This window comes from Mesorhizobium sp. P170090, assembly GCF_057786115.1.
The window spans coordinates 1,412,662-1,430,804 of record NZ_JBYNWH010000001.1; the positions used below are offsets into that span (position 1 = coordinate 1,412,662).

Consider the following 18,143-nt stretch of genomic DNA (forward strand, 5'->3'; position numbering starts at 1 on the left):
GGGGATAAGCGGCATGGATCAGGACAAACAGGAGGCGTTCGAAGAGCTGGTCGGTCCGGCTGGATCGGCGCTTGAGCGCCTGCTGCTGTTGGCGGCGCGGCGCGTCCACCGCACCAAAGGCAAGCTCAGGGGGACACTGCGCAAGCGCGTCCCCTTCCTCCTGCCGACACGCGGGCCGCTGTCCGATGTCGATGGCGGCATCGACATGTCGCTGCATGTGCTCAGCCGCGACCCGCTGGTGCTCTATGTCCCGATTGGCGGGTCGCGGCCGCTCTATCCGCTGGCAGCGCTCGGCCGGCGCCTGGCGGCGCGCCGCGTCACCTTCCTGACGATGCAGACCTGGACCATGGAGCGGCCGGCTGTCATCGCCCGGATGGGCCGCGATCTCGCCTGGTATGCCGGCCGGTTTCCGCTGCACGATATCATCTTCCTGTGCAACACCGAGGAAGAGCGCCGTCTCATCGCAGCTGCGGGCGGCAATGCCATCTTCTCCAACCACAATCTGATGGTGTCGGAGGATATATTCCGGCCGCTGCCGGACGTGCCGGTCGAATTCGACGCGGTCTACAATGGCCGCATCTCGCCGATCAAACGCCATCACCTGGCCTTCGACATAGAGCGGCTGGCCCACATCACCTATTCGATCGGCGAATTGCCGCCGGTTGCCGCCCGCGCCTTTGTTCGGCGACTGCAGGCGCGTTCGCCGCTCCACCAGATCGCCAATCCGCTCGTCGACGGCTGGCCGGGCAAGCTGACGGCGCAACAGGTCAACCACGTCTACAACCAGGCCGCCGTCGGGCTGTGCCTGTCGGCCGTGGAAGGAGCGATGTACTCCTCGATGGAATATCTGATGGCCGGCCTGCCGATCGTCAGTACGCCGAGCCTTGGCGGTCGCGACGTCTATTTCGATCCGGATTATTGCATCGTCGCCGATCCGGAACCGGCTGCCATTCGCCGCGCCGTCGAGACGCTGCGAGATCGTGCCATACCGCGTCAGCACATCCGCCGCCGCACGCTGGAGAAGGTTCACGCCCAGCGCATCGAACTCATGGCGTTCCTGACTGCATTGCTGCGGCGCAAGGGAAGCCGTGCGCCACCCATCGAGACGTGGCCTTTCCCCGGCACAGACGGCATGATGCGGCGGGGAACGGTGTGCGAAATCGCTGCCTTCGTCAGCGAGCCAGAGCCGACGTGACGCCGTTCGACTTCGGGAGATTCGCTGCGGCGTGAAGATCGCTTGGCGATTTACAGCGGTGGCGTGTAGCCTTGATCCAGAAGTTTCAAAAACACGCACCCGTCTCAAGGGGGCGACACCGGCGAGGAAATCAAAAGCATCATGGCCAAGAAAACCGAAAATAGCGGCCCCTCCGTCAGCGCCGAGGAGGCGCTGGAATTCCACGCCATGGGCCGCCCCGGCAAGCTGGAGATCGTCGCCACCAAGCCGATGGCGACGCAGCGCGATCTGAGCCTCGCCTATTCGCCGGGTGTCGCGGTTCCTGTGCTGGCCATTGCCGAAGACCCCAGCCGCGCTTTCGACTACACGACGCGCGGCAACATGGTCGCCGTCATCTCCAACGGCACCGCCATTCTCGGTCTCGGCAATCTCGGCGCGCTGGCCTCCAAGCCGGTGATGGAAGGCAAGGCGGTGCTGTTCAAGCGCTTCGCCGATGTCGATTCCATCGATCTCGAGGTCGACACCGAGGATGCCGACGAGTTCATCAATTGCGTGCGCTTTCTCGGCCCGTCCTTCGGCGGCATCAACCTGGAAGACATCAAGGCGCCGGAATGCTTCATCATCGAGCAGCGCCTGCGCGAACTGATGGACATCCCGGTCTTCCATGACGACCAGCACGGCACCGCCATCATCTCGGCCGCCGGGCTGATCAACGCGCTGGAGATCACCGGCCGCGACATGAAGACCACGAAAATGGTCTGCAACGGCGCCGGTGCGGCCGGCATCGCCTGCATCGAACTGATGAAGGCGATGGGGTTTGCCCCCGAGAACATCATCCTGTGCGACACCAAGGGTGTCGTCTACCAGGGCCGCACCGAAGGCATGAACCAGTGGAAGTCGGCGCATGCGGTCAAGACCGCCACGCGCAGCCTGGCCGAGGCGCTGGATGGCGCCGACGTCTTCCTCGGCCTGTCGGCCAAGGGCGCATTGACCACCAGGATGGTGCAATCGATGGCCAAGAACCCGATCATCTTCGCCATGGCCAATCCCGACCCGGAGATCACGCCGGAGGAAGTGGCCGAAATCCGCACCGACGCCATCATGGCCACCGGGCGTTCCGACTACCCCAACCAGGTCAACAATGTGCTGGGCTTCCCCTACATCTTCCGCGGTGCGCTGGATGTCAGGGCCACCACCATCAATGACGACATGAAGATCGCCGCAGCGAGAGCGCTGGCCGACCTGGCGCGCAAGGACGTGCCCGACGATGTCGCCGCCGCCTATCAGGGCAACCGGCCGAAATTCGGCCCGAACTACATCATCCCGGTGCCGTTCGATCCGCGCCTGATCTCGGCCATCCCGCTCGCGGTGGCCAAGGCGGCGATGGAGTCGGGCGTCGCCCGCAAGCCTATCCTCGACCTCGACCGCTACGCGCAGGAGCTGTCGGCCCGCCGCGACCCGATCGCTTCGACCTTGCAGCGCATCTACGATCGCGTCCGCCGCCAGCCCAAGCGCATCGTCTTTGCCGAGGGCGAGGAAGAACAGGTGATGCGCGCCGCCGTCTCCTATGTGAACCAGAAGCTCGGCACCGCGATCCTGCTCGGCCGCGACGATGTAATCAAGGAAAACGCCAGGCACGCCGGCATCGACCTGAACAAGCAAGGCATCGAGATCATCAATGCCAGGCTTTCGCGCCGCAACGGCATCTACACCGATTATCTCTACGAGCGCATGCAGCGCAAAGGCTTCCTGTTCCGCGACTGCCAGCGGCTGATCAACAACGACCGCAACCATTTCGCTGCCTGCATGGTGGCGCTGGGCGATGCCGACGGCATCGTCACCGGCGTCACCCGCAACTATTCCACGGCGCTTGACGATATCCGCCGCGTCATCGACGCCAAGCCCGGACACCGCGTCATCGGCGTCTCCATCGTGCTCGCGCGGGGCAAAACAGTCCTCGTCGCCGATACCGCCGTGCACGACATGCCCAATGCCGAACAGATCGCCGACATCGCCGAAGAGGCGGCGGGATTTGCCCGCCGCATGGGCTACGAGCCGAGGCTCGCCATGCTTGCCTATTCGACCTTCGGCCACCCGCAGGGCGAACGCTCCGAGCGGGTGCAGGAAGCGGTGCGTATCCTCGACAAGCGCCGCGTCGATTTCGAATATGACGGCGAGATGGCCGCCGACGTTGCGTTGAACGCCCGTGCCATGGCGCAGTATCCGTTCATCCGGCTGACCGGCCCGGCCAACGTGCTGATCATGCCGGCGTTCCACTCGGCCTCGATCTCGACCAAGATGCTGCAGGAACTCGGCGGCTCCACCGTCATCGGCCCGCTGCTGGTCGGCTTGAACAAACCGGTCCAGATCGTCTCGCTCAACGCCAAGGATTCGGACATCGTCAACATGGCTGCGATCGCGGCCTATAGCGCGGGAGCCTGATTGGCGGCAAAATCGCCAACGCATAAGAGATTGATAATATTCGGCTGCTATAGGGAACGTTCTCGCCCCCTATGGCCTTATGGCATTGGCGGCGCGCTCAGACCGCCAAAACGGGGGTGCGGCCATGAAGCATGACACGGCATCTGTGGTCGGCCAGGGGGTCTATCACGACGAGCGCCTGGATGCGCTGCTGAGCATCACCGGCCGCATGGACGGTTATCTCTACCGTTGCCGCAACGATGCGTCCTACACCATGCTCTACATCAGCGACGGCATTTTAACCGTCAGCGGTTATCGGCCGAGCGACTTCATTCAAAATGCCGTGCGCGACTATGTCTCGGCGATCCACCCGGATGATCTCGCTGCGGTCTATGCCGCCGTCGATACCGCGCTCGAGGCGCGCTGCAACTGGAACGTCGACTACCGCATCGTGCCACAGGTCGGCGAGCCGCTCTGGGTGCGCGAGATCGGAGGCGGGGTCTGGGATGGTGCCGGCGAACTCGAATTCCTCGAAGGTTTCGTCGTCGACATTAGCGACCGTAAGGTAGTCGAGGATCTCAATGCCGAACTGCTGCTCGAACTCAAGGCCGCCAATGAGGAACTCTCCGTACAAAAGCGCGAGATCGAGCTGGCCAAGCAGCAGAGCGATCATTCGGCCAACCACGATGCATTGACCGGCCTGCCCAACCGGCGCGCCTTTCACAACGAGCTGAGGTCGGTGATCGACCGCTGCGACAGCACCGGCCAGGCGGCCGGCCTGCTGTTCATCGACCTCGATAGGTTCAAGAAGGTCAACGACACGCTCGGCCACGAGGCCGGCGACGCGCTGCTGCAGGAGGTGGCGGGTCAGCTTCGCACCATCCTGCGCAGCGCTGATTTCGTGGCGCGGCTCGGTGGAGACGAGTTCGCATTCCTGTTTTCAGGAGAGGCTAGCCGGGCCCGACAGAAGGCCGTGGGCGTCGCCGAACGTATCCTGGAAAAGCTGCGGATCAAGGTGCCGACGCCGAATGGAGCCATCCATGTTGGTTGCACCGTTGGCGTCGCCATCTACCCGGCGGAAGCGTCCGATTCGGAGGCGCTGATAACGCTCGCCGACCGACTGATGTACATCGGCAAAAAGAGCGGCCGCAACCGGCTGGTCACCGCCGGGGCTTTGGAACCCGGGCCTACGTCCGACGACCTTCGCCGCACCGCCTGAGCGGAGCGCCGGACAGCCTGATCCGGCGGGAACCCCTCATCTGGCTCGGCGCTGCGCGCCGAAAGACGGCCCTACAGCAACCCCGCCAATTGGGCCGCGCTGCGCAGGTTTTGCCGCGGCCGTGGCCCGAGCTGCTGGATCACCAGCCCGGCGGCCAGCGAGCCGAGATCGCCGCAATCCTTCAGGCTGCGCCCCGAGGTGTAGCCGTAGAGGAAACCGGCGGCATAGAGGTCGCCGGCGCCGGTGGTGTCGACCAGTTCGCGGATCGTCGTCGCCTGAATGGTGACGGTCTCGTCGCCGCGCACGATCACTGAGCCTTTTTCGGAGCGGGTGACGGCGGCAATCTTGCAGTCTTTGCGGATAGCCGCCAGCGCCTCGTCGAAGGATTTTGTCTGGTAGAGCGACTTGATCTCGTGGCTGTTGGCAAAGACAATGTCGACAGTGCCCGAGCGCATCAGCTCGAGGAACTCGTCCCGGTAGCGGTCGACGCAGAACGAATCCGACAACGTCATCGACACTTCGCGCCCGGCCTCGTGTGCGAGCTTCGCCGTCTGCCGGATCGCCTCCTTGGCGCGCGGCGGATCCCACAGATAGCCCTCGAAATAGGTAACCTTGGCGCCGGATGCCTTGTCGGCCTCGACGTCTTCCGGGCCGAGTTCGACGCAGGCGCCGAGATAGGTGTTCATCGAACGCTCGCCATCGGGGGTGACGAATATCATCGAGCGCGCCGTCGGCGGCTGTCCCTCAAGCGGCCTGGTGTCGAAGGCAACGCCCTGGGCATGGATGTCATGGGCGTAGATTTCGCCGAGCGGATCGTTCGACACCTTGCCGAAGAAGGCGGCGCGGCCGCCGAAGCTGGCGACGCCCGCCGCCGTGTTGCCGGCGCTGCCGCCCGAGGCCTCGATCGCCGGCCCCATGCGGCTGTAGAGCAGCTCGGCGCGCTTGGTGTCGATGAGGTTCATCGCACCCTTGATGATGCCGTTGGTCTCGAGAAAAGCGTCGTCGCACTGGGCGATGATGTCGACAATGGCATTGCCGATGCAAAGCACGTCAAAATCCGGCATCAATGTCTCCGCCTCGGAACCTGCCGGCTTTCTGCCGCGCCCGGGCGGGTCTACAGCATCACCCCGAAAAATGGCAACCGATTTCCATCCTTTGCCGGCCCAAGCCGGCGCGCGCGCCTGGGACGAGGCTCCATCACAGTTCGACCGTGGCCGAAGCATCTGACCGCCGGGTCGCCTACAAGCTTGGCCTCAAATCAAGCGCTGGAAGCACCCGCATGCAAGCAAAGACCGACATGACCACCGAACTGGCGCTGCTTGGCGTGCTGGCCGCCCTGTGGGGCGCGTCCTATACCTTCATCAAGATCGGTGTCGAGACGATCCCGCCGATATCCTTCATCGCTGCCCGCACCTTGATTGCCGGCGCCATCCTGCTCGCGCTGATCCGCTGGCGCGGCCTCGCCATGCCCAAGGACAGCGCGACCTTGTGGCGGTTCATGGTCCAGGCCTGCCTCAACAGCGTCGTGCCGTTCACGCTGATCGCCGCCGCCGAGCGCTCCATCGACGCCGGTCTGGCCACCATTCTCAACGCGACCTCGCCGATCTTCACCTTCCTGCTGACCGCGCTTATCACCCGCCATGAATCCGTGACCGCACGCAAGCTGTTCGGTGTCGGTGCCGGCATTGCCGGCATTTGCCTGATCGTCGGCACCCAGGCGCTTGGCGGGCTCGGCCATCAATTGTGGGCGCAGCTTGCCGTCATTGCCGCCACGGTCTGCTATGCCGGCGCCGCCATTTTCGGCCGCGGCTTTAGGGGACTCGACCCGATGCTGCCGGCCGCCGGCTCGATGCTGTGCGGCGCGGTCATCCTCGTCCCCTTGAGCCTGGCCTTCGACCGCCCGTGGACCCTGTCGCCTTCAATGGCGTCGATACTGGCCTTGTTGGCATTGTCGGTGTTCTCCACGGCGCTGGCCTTCTGCATCTTTTTCCGCCTCATCCACACGCTTGGTTCGGTCGGCACGACGTCGCAGGCCTATCTGCGCGTGCCGATCGGCGTCGGCATCGGCGTCGTGTTCCTCGGCGAGAGCCTTGGGCCGACAGCTTTCTGGGGCATGGGCTGCGTCGTCGCCGGCGTTGCGGCAATGACCATCCCAGCCCGCTCCCGGGCGCTGGCGCGCTAGATCGTGATGAGATTTGGTTGAAATCTCATCATGATCTAACCCTTTGTTGGAGCATGATCTTTTCCAAAAACCGGTACCCACTTTTTGGGATCATGCTCTAGTTCCCGTCCGGAATTGCGCCCGCTCCAGCAGGCTTGCGGCTCACAGGGTCTCAGCCTATGTCGGAGATATCCGTTCGTTCCTGGGGGTGAAACGCCGTGATCTTCAACGCTGCCCGCGCCGCCTTCAGCCGGCTGTTTTCTCCCGAATTCCGCGCGGTTTTCCTGAAGACGCTGGGCTTGACCGTCCTGGCGCTGGTCGCGTTGTGGTTCGTCTTGACCGGGCTTGTCGATTGGCTGGCCCTGCCATGGGTTCACTCCTTGCTGCCCGGCCTGCCGTCCTGGGCCGGATGGCTGAGCGGCATCATCGCTGCCATCGCGCTTGCCTTCGGGATGGCGCTGCTGATCGCGCCGGTGACGGCAATCGTGGCGGGCCTGTTTCTCGAAGACATCGCCGAAGTGGTCGAGCGCACCGACTATCCGGCCGATCCCGTCGGACGCGCCATGCCGCGCTGCGCTCGCTCGTGTTGTCGGTGAAATTCTTCGGCGTTGTCATCCTGGGCAACATCGTCGCCCTGCTGCTTCTGTTGGTTCCGGGCGTCAACATCGCCGCCTTCTTCATCGTCAACGGCTATCTGCTGGGACGTGAATTCTTCGAATTCGCCGCCATGCGCTTCCGCCCGGAAGACGAGGCGAGGGCGTTGCGCCGGAAACATGCCGGCACCGTGTTTCTGGCCGGGCTGCTCATTGCTGCCTTCCTCGCCGTGCCCCTGCTCAACCTGCTGACGCCGCTCTTTGCCGCCGCCATGATGGTGCATCTGCACAAGGCGGTCGGCGCGCGGGAGAGCGCCGGGCGATAGGCCTATCAACGCAGAAGAAAACCGCGTCCCAATTCGTCATCCGGCTCGACGGTGAATTCCGCCCGGCCCGAATAGTAGGCGCGGCCGCCGACGCGGGCGATGATCGCATCATGCGGGCCGGCCATGGTCGTGCGCGCCACCGCTCCGGAAAAGCGCGAGCCGGCGATGCTTTCGAAGGACCGCTCCTGACCAGGGTTGATCTCACCCTTGGCATGCATTGCCGCCAGCCGCGCGGTGACGCCGGAGCCGGTCGGCGAGCGGTCGACCTCGGCATCGGCAAAGACGCAGATGTTTTTTGTTGCCTCGCCGGAGAACGCATCGTGTCCATCGGTGAGGATGGTGCCGTAGAGGAAAGCGAGATCGGCATGGTCGGGATGCGATAGAGGGAACGCCGCCTTCAGCCGCTCGGTCAGCGCGGTTGCCGCGTCGACGAAATCGCGCACCCGGCTGCGGCCGAACTCCAGGCCGAATTGATGGCAGTCGGCCAGCGCGTAGAAGGCGCCGCCATAGGCGATGTCGAACGCAATCTTGCCGTATCCCCCCAATTCGATTTGTTGGTCATGGGCAAACAGAAAGGCCGGCACGCTTTCGAACGACACCGATCCCGCTTTGCCGTCCTTGACCTCCACCGAAGCGACGACCAAGCCGCACGGCGCCTCGATGTTGACCATGGTGATTGGCTCCTGTTTCGCCACCAGGCCTTCGTCGACGGCGTAGCGGCCAAGCGCAATGATGGCGTGGCCGCACATCGTCGAATAGCCCTCGTTGTGCATGAACAGCACGGCCAGCTCGGCGCCGGGCAGGTCGGGCTCCACCAGCAGCGCGCCATACATGTCGTAGTGACCACGCGGCTCGAAGACCAGCAGCTTGCGCAAATGGTCGAGGTGGTCGCGCACATAGGCGCGCTTTTCCAGGATCGTGCCTTTGGGAATGTCTGGATAGCCGCCGGTGACGATCCTGAGCGGCTCGCCGCCGGTGTGCATGTCGACGACGGTGAGCGTCATGCGCCGGGACCCCCTAGCCTGAGGATTTGGAAAACAGCGCCTGCAATTTGCCGAACGGGATGGCGGCCCGGGTGAAGCCGAACGTGCCGTCCTGCTGGATCTCGCGCGCCGCGGTTTCCAGCATGCCGAAGGCGAAATTGGTCAGCCACGGACCGAGCGAGATGCGCTTGACCCCGGCCATGGCAAGGTCGGCGATGGTGAAGGCCGGGAGTGCCATGACATTGACCGGCCTGCTCACCGCCGAGCAGATGTTCCGGATGGTCTCGACATCTTTGAGGCCGGGCGCATAGAGCACATCGGCGCCGGCCTTTTCGAAGGCCTGCAGCCGCTTGATCGTGTCGTCGAGATCCGGTTTGCCCCAAAGGAAATTCTCGGCCCGTGCGGTGAAGACGAAATCATGCTTGAGCGCCCGTGCGGCCTCAGCAGCAGCTGCAACGCGCTCGACGGCGTGTGAAAACTCATAGATGGGCTTGTCGGGATCGCCGGTATGGTCCTCGATCGAGCAGCCGGCGAGACCTGCCGCTTCGGCCGCAAAAACCGTCTCGGCGGCACTCGTCGCGCTGTCGCCCTTGCCTTTCTCGAGATCGGCCGACACCGGCAGGCTGGTCGCCGCCGTCAGCTCGCGGCAATGGTGGATCATCGCCTCGAAGGTCACTGCGCCATCGGGCAGGCCGCGCGAGAAGGCAAAACCGGCGCTGGTCGTCGCCAGCGCCTTGAAGCCGAAGGAGGCCAGGAGCTTGGTCGTGCCGACATCCCAGGGGTTGGGCATGACGAAGGTCGAGGCGTGCAGGTCGCGAAAGATCTTGCCCTTGTCCATGAGTGCTCCCTTCAGATGCGGAAATGCCGGCAGATTCTATCGTGCAGCAATGCACCGGGCAAACAAATGCGGTTGGCTCAGAAGCGTTTGGCGTTCTCTCCTGCCAATTTGTCCAGCGCATCGGAATCCTTGACGTAGTGCAACGTCTTCTTGTCCCAATGATAGGTAACGGAAATTGTGTGGGCTTCAGGCTTGGGCGGCTGGTCGTCGCAGCTCTCGCCGTTGAGCACCGTGGCGTCGGTCACCGTCACTTTGACCGCGGCATAAGGCTGTCCGTCAGCGATCGTCTGGAAAGCAACATCCTGCTTGCGGCTGTAGGCGCACAGGTTCTCATCGAAGGTGAAGATCATGTCGATCAGTTGGAATTTGTCGTCGCGCACCATGATCAGCGGCGTGATCGCGTAGTTTTGGCTTGAATTGAAATGCGCGCTCATGGTGATCACGATGTCGTCGTTCGGCCCAACGGAAAGCTTGCCCGGTTCACGGAAATAGGTGCCGCGGTCGAGCGCGACATTGACGACGTCGAGCAGCTTCGGCTTGTCTGTGATGTCGTAGAGCGCCAGCACGGCATAGCCTTCGGCGCTGTCGGGAGAGTCGCCGAGGTCGTAGAGCATCGCCAGCCGGTCCTTACCCCCGGCCTTGATGGCGAGCACGCCGGCGTTGGAGAGGCCCGATGTCTCAGGCGGCGAACCGCCGCCATCCGGTCCCTCGATGTGGCGCATCTCGATCGGCAATCCACCCCGGTAGAAACCGTTGCTGTCACCTGCGAGGCCGGGAATGACCATCCTTGCGAGGTCCAGATAGGTCACATCCATGTGGCCGGGGATGGCGCTGCCGAATTCCGGGAAGCTGACGGCTTGCGCGCCGGCTGCGGTCCAAAGCCACGGCAGCAGCACAAGCGCTAGAGCAATTTCAGGAAAAGTGTGTGCAGTTTTCCGGCCGGAAATTGCGACAAAACAAAAAGATAGAGCGGTTCGCCGTTTCCATGAAACGGTGAAACGCTTTAGGATGGAGCGAAGCAGGTTCGTTGGCATGGGTGCCTCAGGCTGGCCGCGCGGAACCTAACACAGCTTCAGTGGATCGGCACCAGCCCGGCAAGTTCGCGCATGTCGTCGAACAGGACGCCGCCGGCGCTGGCCAGGCCATCGCGGTCGGAATAGGGATCGCCATGATAGGAATAGACACGCATGCCGGCGGCAATGCCGGCCTGCGTGCCGGCAACGCTGTCCTCGATGACGATGCAGTCGGCCGACGCAAAACCCATGGTCTTTGCCGCATGCAGGAACAGGTCCGGGAACGGCTTGCCGCGGCTGACCATGGTCGAAGAGAACATGGCATGCTCGAACAGCGGCAGCAGCCCGGTCTGGCCGAGCGTGATGTGCATCTTCGAGATACGCGCGGAAGTGGCGACGCAATAGGGAATGCCGGCCGCGCGAACCGCCTCGATGAAGTCGCGCACGTAGGGGATCGCCTCGACGCCATGCGCAAACAGATCGGGCAGGCCGGCATTCCAGCGATCTACGAAATCGGCGCCGAGCCACACCGTGGTCGTCTCTTCGATTTCCTTCTGCACCGAAGCCATGCTGCGGCCGGAAAAATATTTGCGGCAATATTCGAATGTGGTGGGATAACCGGCGGCAACAAACCACTCGGCAAGCCGCCGGTTGGCAAGGTTCTCGGTGTCGACCAGGATGCCGTCGCAGTCGAAGATGACCAGTTTCGGTATGCTCATTTCAGGCGGTGCCGGTCGATCCGAACCCGCCCGCGCCGCGCGTCGTGGCGCCGGCCAGCGAGCGCTCCTCAACCGTCACCTGCGTCACCGCGGCAAAGACGATCTGGGCAATGCGCATGCCGCGCGTCACCGCGAAATCCTCGTCGCCAAGGTTGATCAGCAGCACCTTGACCTCGCCGCGATAGTCGCTGTCGACCGTGCCCGGTGAATTGAGGACGGTCAGCCCATGCTTGAAGGCAAGGCCGGAGCGCGGCCGCACCTGGCCTTCCATTCCTTCGGGAATTTCCAGGATCAGACCGGTCGGCACCAAGGCGCGCTTGCCAGGCAGGATCAGCAGCGGCCGGTCTTCCGGCACCGCGGCGCGCAGATCCATGCCGGCGGCGCCGGTGCTTTCATAGGCGGGAAGGGGAAGTCCATCTCCATGCGGCAACCTGACGAAGCCGACAGTGGGACCAATGACGGAGGAATTTTGGAAGGCTGCGCGCATAAAATCGATCCTATCGGCGCGAACGGCGATTCGGTCAACTCGTCCGCAGGCCTATCAACGGCTTTCTTTCAGGCGTCAGTGTGACCTAGCGCAATTCCATCGGAACGACGGTCGTCTCCTTGATCTCCTCCATGACGAAGGAGGCCGAAACGTCCGACAGCGCCACCTTGGCGATCAGCCGCTGATAGAGCCGGTCATAGGCCTTCATGTCAGCGACGCGGGCGCGCAGCACGTAGTCGAGATCGCCGGACATGCGATAGACCCCGGTGATCTCGGGAAAACCGGTCACCGCCGCACGGAACTTCTGCAGCCAGTCCGGGTCATGATTGGAGGTGCGGATCAGGATGAACACCGAAAGTCCGAGCCCGAGCTTGTCGGCATCGACCAGCGCCACCCGTCCGGTGATGACGCCGTCCTCTTCCAGCCGCTTGACCCGGCGCCAGCAGGCGTTGCGCGACAGCGACACTTTTTCGGAGAGCTGATCGACCGATAGTGTGCCGTCGCGTTGCAGCTCGGCCAGCAATCTTCGGTCGATTTCATCAAATTCAAGCGCCATGTGGGATGAATGTCCCGAACCACGGCGTTAGACAAGGACAAATTGAGACCGATGAACCTTTACCCCGTGGCAGGATACCCACATCGGGGCTTATCCCGGCAGGAGGGATCACCATGACGACGCTGTTTTCGAAGCTGTTCACCTCTCACCCGGCCAAGGTGGGCGAGACCTATTTCAGCCATATGGCCTTTGCCGCCTGGTTCTGCTCGCGCCTCCTGATGGCCGCTGGTGCGGCACTCGTTCACGCTTTCTTGCCGTTTCTCTTCGAAACTACGGCAAGCCGAATCGTTCGCGAACTCTACGAGCGGACGCACAACAGAGGCTCGCACGCGGTCAAGGAGCCCCAGGCTCTCTTGGATCGCGCCTAGGATTGGTTAGAAGCCATGTGCCGATGGGCGGCCTATCTGGGTGAAGCGGTCTTCCTCGAAGACGTCGTCACCGCACCTTGCCACTCGCTGATCGCCCAGAGCCATTGCGCCCAGGAAGCCAAGTCGCCGACCAATGGCGACGGTTTCGGCCTTGCCTGGTATGGCGACCGGCCCGAGCCCGGCCTCTACCGCGACATCCTGCCGGCCTGGTCGGATCCCAATCTGAAAAGCCTATGCCGGCAGATCAAATCCGGCCTGTTCCTCGCCCATGTCAGGGCGTCGACCGGCGGCGCCACCAGCCGCATGAACTGCCATCCCTTCATCTCCGGCAACTGGTCGTTCATGCACAACGGCCAGATCGGCGGCTTCGAAAAGATCCGCCGCGCGCTGGAGAACTCGCTCTCTGACGCCGTCTTCGACCAGCGCGAGGGCACCACCGATTCCGAATTGTTTTTCCTGCTGATGATCGACGAGGGTCTTGCTGGCGACCCGCAAGGGGCAGTATCGCGCGCCACCGCTCGGGTTCTGGAGGCGTCACGCCACGCCGGTCTCGAACCGGCCTTGAAACTCACTGCGGCCCTTTCGGATGGGCGCGCGCTCTATGCCGTGCGCTACGCAAGCGATGCCCACGCACCGACCCTGTACACGTCGCTCCGCAACGGCGGTCGTTGCATCGTGTCCGAACCCTTCGACCGCGAAGGCGGCGACTGGCAGGCGATCCCGCCGGCGAGTTTTGTCACGATCACTGGCGATGGGATGAGCATTCGGCCGTTCGTGCCGGCTGTGGCAAGGCTGGCACTGGTCGTCTAGGCCCTAGTCTAAGCCGCATTCCTTCGCGCCCCCCTCTGTCCTGCCGGACATCTCCCCCACGAGGGGGGAGATTGGAGGTCACGGCGGCCTTCGCCAATTTTCAACGCAGGAAAAGGGGCGCCGAAGCCAAAGCTGCCAATCTTCCCCCAAAGTGGGGGAGATGTCCGGCAGGACAGAGGGGGGCGCCGTAGAGCGCCAACCTCTACCGACCGGCAAGCGCAATTTTGATCAAGCGCCGATGATCTCCGAATGCTGAACTTGGTTTTAAACCGCGATACGTTTGGCAGCAGCCGGAGCAATCATGGACCTCGCCTTTTCCTCGACCATCGATCTCGCCGCCGCAATCGCGGCGCGAAAGATCTCCGCCGTCGAAGCTCTGGACGCCCATCTGACCCAAATCGACCGACACAGCGAGGCGGTCAACGCGGTCGTCAATCTCGATCGGGAAGGCGCCCGCGAGCGCGCGAAACAAGCCGACGCGGTGCAGGCGCGCGGCGATGCGCTCGGACCGCTGCATGGCGTGCCTTTCACGTTGAAGGACATGCACCAAACCGCTGATATGAAGACCACGGTTGGTTTCGCACCATTCGCCGACTATGTGGCAAAGGCAGACAGCCCGGTCGTCGCCCGATTGAAAGCCGCAGGCGGCATCCTGATTGGAAAGACCAATGTCGCGACGATGCTGGGCGACTGGCAATCGGACAATCCGCTGTTCGGTCGCACCAGCAATCCGTGGAACCGATCGCGCACGTCAGGCGGGTCCAGCGGTGGCGCAGCGGCAGCGGTGGCGACCGGCATGACGCCGTTCGATGTCGGCACCGACATGCAGGATTCGATCCGCCTGCCGTCGGCTTTTTGCGGCGTCTACGGGTTGAAACCGACCGAGCACCGCGTGTCCCTGGCCGGCGCCTTCCCCGATCCGAACGGCGCGGCGCGTAGCGTGCGGCTGATGTCCTGCCTCGGCCCGCTGGCGCGCAGCGTGGAGGATCTTGCGCTGATCTACAAAATCATCGCCGGCCCGGACGGAGCAGACACCGACCTCGCGCCGGTGCCCGTAGAGGCCATGCCCAGGCTCGACCTCAAGACATTGCGCATCGCCGTCGCGCCGTCCTTCCCCGGCTTTCCGGTGGCTGGTAAAATCGCTGCCGCGGTCGAAAGCCTGGCCAAGCGGTTGCAATCAGCAGGGGTGATTGTGGAAGAAGCGAACTTGCCTGAGATCGATCTGCATGACGATCTGGAGCAGGGCGGCGATCTGATCGGCATGATGCTGGAGGCAGCGCAGCCCGAACCGCCGGAGCAGCCAACGCCGATCACCAATTGGTTCGAGGCGCTCGCTCGCCGCGACCGCTCGATCCTGGCCTGGGACAGGTTCTTCGAAACCTGCGATGCCTTGCTGTGCCCGGTCGCCATGACCACGGCCTTCGCGCATTGTGAGCCCGGCACGCCGATCGAAGTCGACGGCAAGGAGCAAAGCTATTGGATGCTACCGGCCTATGGCGCGGTCTTCAATTATTCCGGCCTTCCGGCACTCTCGCTGCCCTGCGGGCAAGACCGCGACGGCCTGCCTATCGGCCTGCAACTGGTCGGCAAGCGCTGGTCGGAATCGCGGCTGCTCGGCATCGCCAAGGCGATCGAAGCGCTGACCGGCGGCTTCAAGCGTCCGCCGGGCTACTGAGCAAACCGACCCAACCCATAAGGCGTCAGCAGCGGATCACGCTCGCCGTCGAGAATTTCGCGCGTGGCGAACAGCCCGACCGCGGGCGCCAGCGTTATGCCGGAATGCATGACGGCGACATAGAGACCTTCCGTGCCCTCGGCGCGGCCGATGATCGGAAAGCCGTCGATCGGCGTCGGCCGGTAGCCAACCGTGTGGAAATCGAATTCCAGTTCGTCGGCGCCGCGCAAAGCCGCCTTCATTGCTGCAAACAGCTCGCGCGCCGTGGCGTCGGGATTCTCACCGGGATCGCTCCCCGCGAAATCCGAGCCGGCGATGATGCGGCCCTCCGCCGTCTGGCGCATATGCAGCTTTTCGGCATGCACCAGCCCGTTGAGGAGCTTCTTGTAGGGCTGCGAGTGGACGATCAGACCGGGCGGCGTCTCGATTGGCAGCTTGATGCCGGCGGTAGCGGCAATATCGGGCGCCCCGACACCGGCTGCGATCACCACCTCTTCGGCTGGCATCAGCCCATGCGATGTATCGACACCGGCAATCCTGCCATCGGTCTGGACAAGTGCGGTTACAGAACTGGAGAGAACGCGCGCACCTTGCCGTTCTGCGTGGGCCAGCAGCGCCTTGGCCGCTGCGACCGGTTCGGCCACGCCTTCCTCCGCGACATAGACAGCGAATTCCGGCGGCTCGACGAGATTGGGCTCGATTTGCGCTGCCCGCCCGGCGTCGACGCGTTCGATGCCGTAACCCCAACAAGCGTGCTCAGCCGCGTAGGCTTCGAGCCTGTCGGCCGGCAGATCCCAGCACAGCCCGCCGCACCAGGCGAGCGGCAGCCCGGGCAGCTCGTTTGCCAGCCGCTTCCATTCGGCCATCGCACGGATGCGCAGCCGGAAATAGATTTCGGGATTGCCCCAGCTGGCGTTGATCCAGGCAAAGGAGTTTGGCGTGGCGACGCCGCCGGCACCACTATCGGAAATCACAGTCACCCGCGCCCCGGCCTTGGTCAGGTGCCAGGCGATGGACGCCCCGATAATGCCGGCGCCAATGACGATGACTTCTTTAGCGCTGCTCATACCGGACCTCTCAGAATGGGCTCCTCTGATGCCACCGTAACGATTCAAGCTCAAGTGTGGTCGGCCTGCCGGCCCGAAACTGTCGACAGGCCAGCAATGCGCTGCTAGAAGCCCGCGCCACAGACAGGATTCCAGAAATTGGCTGAAGACATCGAACAGGCGGTATCGCGCCGCCGCACTTTCGCGATCATCGCCCACCCCGACGCCGGCAAGACGACGCTCACCGAAAAGCTGCTGCTGTTCGGCGGCGCCATCCAGCTTGCCGGCGAGGTCAAGGCCAAGAAGGACCGCATCCAGACCCGGTCCGACTGGATGAAGATCGAGCGCGAGCGCGGCATTTCGGTCGTCACTTCGGTGATGACCTTCGAATACGAGGACAATGTCTTCAACCTGCTCGACACGCCAGGTCACGAGGATTTCGCCGACGACACCTATCGTACGCTCTCGGCGGTCGACTCGGCCGTCATGGTCATCGACGCCGCCAAGGGCATCGAGCCGCGCACGCTGAAACTGTTCGAAGTCTGCCGGCTGCGCGACATCCCGATCATCACCTTCATCAACAAGATGGACCGCGAAAGCCGCGACCCGTTCGAAATTCTCGACGAGATCGAGCAGAAGTTGGCGCTGGACACTGCCCCCATCACCTGGCCGATCGGCCGCGGCAAGACTTTTGCCGGCACCTACCACCTGGCGCTCAACGCTGTGCGCAGGGGCGATGCCGAGAAAGACCGCACGCCGGTCAACGGCCCCGATTCCAACCGCGTCGCCGGCCTGTTGCCGGAAAACGAGCGCGAGGCCTTCATCGAGGAGCTGGAGCTCGCGCGCGAAGCTTGCCGCCCGCTCGACATCGACGCCTTCCGCGAAGGTCATCTGACACCGGTCTATTTCGGCTCGGCGCTGCGCAATTACGGCGTGCGCGACCTGATCGAGGCGCTCGGCGCCTTCGGCCCGCCGCCGCGTGCGCAGGACGCAGACACCCGCAAGGTCGAGGCGACGGAGGAGAAGATGACGTCCTTCGTGTTCAAGATCCAGGCCAATATGGACCCCAACCATCGCGACCGCATCGCCTTCGTGCGCGTCTGTTCGGGCAAGCTCGAGCGCGGCATGAAGGCCAAGCTGGTGCGCACCGGCAAGCCGATGAGCCTGTCGGCGCCGCAGTTCTTCTTTGCCCGCACCCGCGTCACCGCCGACGAAGCGTTTGCCGGCGATGTCGTCGGCATTCCCAACCACGGCACGCTGCGTATCGGCGATACGCTGACCGAAGGCGAGGAGATACTGTTCCGCGGCGTACCCAACTTCGCGCCGGAAATCCTGCGCCGTGTGCGCCTCGGCGACGCGATGAAGGCGAAAAAACTCAAGGAAGCGCTGCACCAGATGGCCGAGGAAGGCGTCGTGCAGCTGTTTTCGCCGGAAGACGGCTCGCCGGCCATCGTCGGCGTTGTCGGCGCGCTGCAGCTCGACGTCTTGAAGGAAAGGCTGAATTTCGAATACACGCTGCCGGTCGAATTCGAAATGTCGCGCTTCTCGGTCTGCCGCTGGATTTCGGCCGACGACAAGGCCGAAACGCTTCGCTTCATTGAGGCGCATCGCGGCGACATCGCCCGCGATCTCGACAACGACCCTGTGTTTCTGGCCCAGCACGCCTTCTCGCTGAACTACGAAGCCGAACGCTGGAAGGCGATCCGCTTCGCAACCGTCAAAGACTACCAGGTCCGCGACAAGGCGGCGTAAGG

At 63.6% G+C, this 18,143-nt stretch carries 16 protein-coding genes and 1 pseudogene; 9 read left to right on the forward strand and 8 right to left on the reverse strand.

Translation table 11 applies throughout. From position 1 onward, the window contains the following. Positions 1-13 precede the first annotated feature (13 nt). From AC3EML_RS06950 to AC3EML_RS06960, 3 genes are all read left to right on the forward strand, one after another. Positions 14-1,195 carry a glycosyltransferase family protein gene (locus AC3EML_RS06950; RefSeq protein WP_352521705.1) on the forward strand — a complete coding sequence of 394 codons (1,182 nt, stop codon included), beginning with the start codon at positions 14-16 and terminating at the stop codon, positions 1,193-1,195. Positions 1,196-1,336: 141 nt separating this feature from the next. Continuing rightward, entirely contained in the window at positions 1,337-3,616 is a 2,280-nt protein-coding gene (locus AC3EML_RS06955; protein WP_023672870.1) for an NADP-dependent malic enzyme, read from the forward strand. Between the two features lie 124 nt (positions 3,617-3,740). Beyond that, positions 3,741-4,814 carry a sensor domain-containing diguanylate cyclase gene (locus tag AC3EML_RS06960; protein ID WP_023732507.1) on the forward strand — a complete coding sequence of 358 codons (1,074 nt, stop codon included), beginning with the start codon at positions 3,741-3,743 and terminating at the stop codon, positions 4,812-4,814. A gap of 71 nt (positions 4,815-4,885) precedes the next feature. On the opposite strand, the gene AC3EML_RS06965 is transcribed toward AC3EML_RS06960, so the two are convergent. After that, positions 4,886-5,878 carry an adenosine kinase gene (locus AC3EML_RS06965; protein ID WP_023692653.1) on the reverse strand — a complete coding sequence of 331 codons (993 nt, stop codon included), beginning with the start codon at positions 5,876-5,878 and terminating at the stop codon, positions 4,886-4,888. 215 nt (positions 5,879-6,093) lie between these two features. Here AC3EML_RS06965 and AC3EML_RS06970 point away from each other — a divergent pair, with 215 nt between their 5' ends. Together AC3EML_RS06970 and AC3EML_RS06975 are read left to right on the forward strand one after the other, a co-directional pair. Continuing rightward, on the forward strand, positions 6,094-6,996 hold the full coding sequence (locus AC3EML_RS06970) for a DMT family transporter (RefSeq protein ID WP_023690035.1): 903 nt from the start codon (positions 6,094-6,096) through the stop codon (positions 6,994-6,996). Between the two features lie 197 nt (positions 6,997-7,193). Then, positions 7,194-7,894: pseudogene (locus tag AC3EML_RS06975) on the forward strand (EI24 domain-containing protein). Between the two features lie 5 nt (positions 7,895-7,899). Here the strand turns inward: AC3EML_RS06975 and AC3EML_RS06980 are convergent. The 6 genes from AC3EML_RS06980 to AC3EML_RS07005 all read right to left on the reverse strand — a co-directional run bounded on the left by AC3EML_RS06980 (position 7,900) and on the right by AC3EML_RS07005 (position 12,490). Then, positions 7,900-8,898, reverse strand: coding sequence for a proline racemase family protein (locus AC3EML_RS06980; protein WP_023732505.1), 999 nt, complete (start codon positions 8,896-8,898; stop codon positions 7,900-7,902). A gap of 13 nt (positions 8,899-8,911) precedes the next feature. After that, the gene (locus tag AC3EML_RS06985) at positions 8,912-9,715 is read right to left on the reverse strand and encodes an isocitrate lyase/PEP mutase family protein (RefSeq protein WP_023732504.1); all 804 of its coding nucleotides are present in this window, start codon (positions 9,713-9,715) and stop codon (positions 8,912-8,914) included. 77 nt (positions 9,716-9,792) lie between these two features. Beyond that, positions 9,793-10,611, reverse strand: a complete 819-nt coding sequence (locus AC3EML_RS06990; RefSeq protein WP_352521704.1) for a hypothetical protein — start codon at positions 10,609-10,611, stop codon at positions 9,793-9,795. 176 nt (positions 10,612-10,787) lie between these two features. After that, positions 10,788-11,447 (reverse strand): HAD family hydrolase, encoded by a 660-nt coding sequence (locus AC3EML_RS06995; protein WP_023819535.1) that lies wholly within the window; start codon positions 11,445-11,447, stop codon positions 10,788-10,790. A gap of 1 nt (position 11,448) precedes the next feature. Continuing rightward, positions 11,449-11,934 (reverse strand): dUTP diphosphatase, encoded by a 486-nt coding sequence (gene dut, locus AC3EML_RS07000; RefSeq protein WP_023672879.1) that lies wholly within the window; start codon positions 11,932-11,934, stop codon positions 11,449-11,451. Between the two features lie 85 nt (positions 11,935-12,019). After that, positions 12,020-12,490, reverse strand: a complete 471-nt coding sequence (locus AC3EML_RS07005) for an Lrp/AsnC family transcriptional regulator (protein WP_023672880.1) — start codon at positions 12,488-12,490, stop codon at positions 12,020-12,022. A gap of 113 nt (positions 12,491-12,603) precedes the next feature. Between AC3EML_RS07005 and AC3EML_RS07010 the strand changes: the two genes are divergently transcribed. The 3 genes from AC3EML_RS07010 to AC3EML_RS07020 all read left to right on the forward strand — a co-directional run bounded on the left by AC3EML_RS07010 (position 12,604) and on the right by AC3EML_RS07020 (position 15,343). Next, positions 12,604-12,858: a DUF6356 family protein gene (locus AC3EML_RS07010; RefSeq protein ID WP_023685117.1), complete on the forward strand. Its 255-nt coding sequence runs from the start codon at positions 12,604-12,606 to the stop codon at positions 12,856-12,858. A 15-nt stretch (positions 12,859-12,873) separates the two neighbouring features. After that, positions 12,874-13,668: a class II glutamine amidotransferase gene (locus AC3EML_RS07015; protein ID WP_023685116.1), complete on the forward strand. Its 795-nt coding sequence runs from the start codon at positions 12,874-12,876 to the stop codon at positions 13,666-13,668. 301 nt (positions 13,669-13,969) lie between these two features. After that, positions 13,970-15,343, forward strand: coding sequence for an amidase (locus AC3EML_RS07020; protein ID WP_352521703.1), 1,374 nt, complete (start codon positions 13,970-13,972; stop codon positions 15,341-15,343). Here the strand turns inward: AC3EML_RS07020 and AC3EML_RS07025 are convergent. Beyond that, entirely contained in the window at positions 15,337-16,410 is a 1,074-nt protein-coding gene (locus tag AC3EML_RS07025) for an NAD(P)/FAD-dependent oxidoreductase (protein ID WP_023672884.1), read from the reverse strand. The two genes, AC3EML_RS07020 and AC3EML_RS07025, sit on opposite strands and share 7 nt — an antisense overlap. 138 nt (positions 16,411-16,548) lie before the next feature. Here AC3EML_RS07025 and AC3EML_RS07030 point away from each other — a divergent pair, with 138 nt between their 5' ends. After that, positions 16,549-18,141 carry a peptide chain release factor 3 gene (locus AC3EML_RS07030; protein ID WP_023672885.1) on the forward strand — a complete coding sequence of 531 codons (1,593 nt, stop codon included), beginning with the start codon at positions 16,549-16,551 and terminating at the stop codon, positions 18,139-18,141. Positions 18,142-18,143: the final 2 nt, after the last annotated feature.

Coding starts and splice junctions, on each gene's coding strand:
- AC3EML_RS06985 (WP_023732504.1), bottom strand. CDS start 9,715: ATGGACAAGGGCAAGATCTTTCGCGACCTGCACGCCTCGACCTTCGTC.
- AC3EML_RS07015 (WP_023685116.1), top strand. CDS start 12,874: ATGTGCCGATGGGCGGCCTATCTGGGTGAAGCGGTCTTCCTCGAAGAC.
- AC3EML_RS07020 (WP_352521703.1), top strand. CDS start 13,970: ATGGACCTCGCCTTTTCCTCGACCATCGATCTCGCCGCCGCAATCGCG.
- AC3EML_RS06970 (WP_023690035.1), top strand. CDS start 6,094: ATGCAAGCAAAGACCGACATGACCACCGAACTGGCGCTGCTTGGCGTG.
- AC3EML_RS07025 (WP_023672884.1), bottom strand. CDS start 16,410: ATGAGCAGCGCTAAAGAAGTCATCGTCATTGGCGCCGGCATTATCGGG.
- AC3EML_RS06980 (WP_023732505.1), bottom strand. CDS start 8,898: ATGACGCTCACCGTCGTCGACATGCACACCGGCGGCGAGCCGCTCAGG.
- dut (WP_023672879.1), bottom strand. CDS start 11,934: ATGCGCGCAGCCTTCCAAAATTCCTCCGTCATTGGTCCCACTGTCGGC.
- AC3EML_RS06995 (WP_023819535.1), bottom strand. CDS start 11,447: ATGAGCATACCGAAACTGGTCATCTTCGACTGCGACGGCATCCTGGTC.
- AC3EML_RS06955 (WP_023672870.1), top strand. CDS start 1,337: ATGGCCAAGAAAACCGAAAATAGCGGCCCCTCCGTCAGCGCCGAGGAG.
- AC3EML_RS06960 (WP_023732507.1), top strand. CDS start 3,741: ATGAAGCATGACACGGCATCTGTGGTCGGCCAGGGGGTCTATCACGAC.
- AC3EML_RS06965 (WP_023692653.1), bottom strand. CDS start 5,878: ATGCCGGATTTTGACGTGCTTTGCATCGGCAATGCCATTGTCGACATC.
- AC3EML_RS06950 (WP_352521705.1), top strand. CDS start 14: ATGGATCAGGACAAACAGGAGGCGTTCGAAGAGCTGGTCGGTCCGGCT.
- AC3EML_RS07005 (WP_023672880.1), bottom strand. CDS start 12,490: ATGGCGCTTGAATTTGATGAAATCGACCGAAGATTGCTGGCCGAGCTG.
- AC3EML_RS07010 (WP_023685117.1), top strand. CDS start 12,604: ATGACGACGCTGTTTTCGAAGCTGTTCACCTCTCACCCGGCCAAGGTG.